We start from the raw sequence: 2523 nt of genomic DNA on the forward strand, positions 1-2523 counted from the left end.
CCCCCGCGCGGCGCTACGCCGCTGCACGCCGCACCGAATATGCCTTCGCCGATGTGCGCCGAGCGCTCGCCCATGAGCTCGCCGACGTCGGTTTCGGGGTCGACTGCGGCGATCCCGGCCACGGCACTCGAAATCCCCTCATCGCGGCTGTCATGCGGTTAGTCGCCTGAGGAAAACGAGAAACTTCAGCTCGTATAAATTGACTATCTTTTCGGCTGGCTCGACAGACGACCAATTGCTTACAACCTCACGTAAGACGCGCGGATTATCTGAAAACATGGGCACAGGGTCGCGCCTACACAGAAAGTAGAACAGCAGTTGGCCGAAAGAATATATATCGGTAGTCGCGGCGTGTGCTGCGTGAGATTGCGGTTTAGATAGTTGCTCGGGCGAAGCGTATATCAAGCTCCCAAGCCCTTCTTTGGTAAACTTAGTTGCAGTATCAAACCACGCAAGATCAAAATCTGTTAAGTAAGGTCTATATCGTGAATATCGCTCGTCATTGTCGAATTTAATGATAATATTTTCCGGCTTCACATCGCGATGAAACACGTTCCTCGAATGAGTGTGTTTGAGCGTATCTGCAATAGTCAAGAGTTGCTCCAGGAAATCCCGTGGGCTCAATTCCATGTGAGCAAAGTCCCGCAAGTTCGTGCCCTCGATGTAGTCCATAGAAAACCCAACTGGACAATTCGTAAACTTATGAACCTTGACGATGTGCGGGTGATCCAATTGCGCCATTGCTTCGTATCCACGCGCAAACCTAGACCGCTTTTCGGAATTCCCTAGATCCACCGGGTGATAGGTTTTATAAGCTAGCAATCTACCGTCCAAGGATCGAATCTTCCAAACAGTTCCGAACGTTCCCGCACCCAGCTTATCGATAACTTCGCCAAGTTCAGTCTGTAAGCCGATTTTCAGTTGACCAACGTCCGCCAGCTTATTCTGCACTGTATCGTATGCCGATTTAAATTTCTTGCTTGCTAGAACTCGTGGAAGTCGCTCGATCTCGCGATCAAACCATTTTAGAATTGGGGCTAATGACTGGCAAGCGTATTTATAGCCTTCCCTATCCCACGATTCCAGATCAAAGATTGTCGATTGAATATATCTATTTACATAATTGTCAGAGGACTGCTCCAGTGCTCGGAGTTCGTCGGAAGGGATGGACGTGCTGTGCCTTGGCGACAAATTTGCACCAAGCACAACGCTACCTACGAGATCGCCCTTAAATACAGGAGTCTGGTTGATCCGATCCTTGAAATGATGTGCAACGTAGTCGAATAGCCTTGGTATCGTCACTTTCCCTTCGTGATCCGCAGCATCGCCGTACATTCCTTCGAGCATATGGTATGTAAAAACCCCATGGCCTAAAGACTGCTCTTCTTGAGCGTACTGATCCGGCTTACACGCAGCAATCACGGCATTCCCGACACCAAGGAACGGAACTGCTGTATTCACGTCTCCATACGTCATGTTTCTTGTGCCGACGCCAACTCCGGCTCGCACTGATGCTGCACCGGAATGGCAGCAATCCAAGATCACTATGATGGTTAAATCGTCTCGTGCCTTAGATACGATCAGTCGTCTCAGTGCATCCAGATCGACGCCCAAGTCGACGCTGTCCATATCATGGCAAGCTAAATAGGTACCTTGAGGGCTGGAGAATCCATGTCCAGCAAAATAGAACAGGACAAAATTCGGGTCATCCATAAACAACGAATTTAGGGATGAGAGGACATTTCTCCGCGTGGCATGTTGATTATACAATTTCGAGACGCTGAATCCGTATTCACTTGTTTCTAGTATTTCTGCTATATCTTCGGCGTCATTGACGCAGTTGGACAGAGGCGACTGTGTGTACTGGTCGATTCCAACAACAAGTGCTTTTCGGATGGGCATGTTCAATTGTCCACGATTGATTCTGAATGTGGGGTTGCGTAACCATAACTATCAGGGGAACCCGGCCCAAGACTGCACCGCCACTGCGTATTACCTTGCAGCGACTTCAGCTTTCTGTTTCGCGACGGGCTTAGCCGCTGGTTCATCCCCATCACACCGAGGCGTCTGAGAGGCGGGGCCGGCGGGCGGCGGGCCGATTTGTTTGCGAAGACGGCGCTGCGCGGTGTTTCCGTCTGGATGATGGCTTAGAGGCCAGGGATACGTCGTTGCGAATTTGTGAACCTCTCATCCGTGCGTATTCGGTTTCGGGCGGCGACTACGATGCGCTTCCGCGGCGCATTGAGTTTCGCTGCCACCTTTGCTTTCAACTCTGGCGCTGCCGGCTTTCACTAGCGGAACCCGCTTTTGTAGTACGCGGCCCAACGAATAAGCGTTTATCTGGTCTGCGCGCGACGCCGAGGCCCCTGGTGCCGCGGGGCTGCCGCGCGCAGACCAGATAGTGCCTGGAAGAAAACCCCGTTGAATTCAAAAAAACCGCTGGCCTCATGCCGCCCCGGCGGCGGCTTTTCATTCGGATCGAGGCCGTCAGCGAGGAATACGGGGGGGCGATGTGAATTGCTT

1 protein-coding gene is annotated in these 2523 nt (G+C 51.8%); it reads right to left on the reverse strand.

Annotation, left to right across the window (positions count from 1 at the left end):
• Positions 1–150: 150 nt before the first annotated feature.
• Positions 151–1902: a protein kinase domain-containing protein gene (locus CKO41_RS18095; protein ID WP_200383267.1), complete on the reverse strand. Its 1752-nt coding sequence runs from the start codon at positions 1900–1902 to the stop codon at positions 151–153.
• Positions 1903–2523: the final 621 nt, after the last annotated feature.

Origin of the sequence: Thiococcus pfennigii (genome assembly GCF_016583835.1) — a bacterium.
GTDB lineage: Bacteria > Pseudomonadota > Gammaproteobacteria > Chromatiales > Chromatiaceae > Thiococcus > Thiococcus pfennigii.

Bases quoted from the DNA above. Each gene is read 5' to 3' on its own strand.
- CKO41_RS18095 (WP_200383267.1), bottom strand. From the start codon at position 1,902: ATGCCCATCCGAAAAGCACTTGTTGTTGGAATCGACCAGTACACACAG.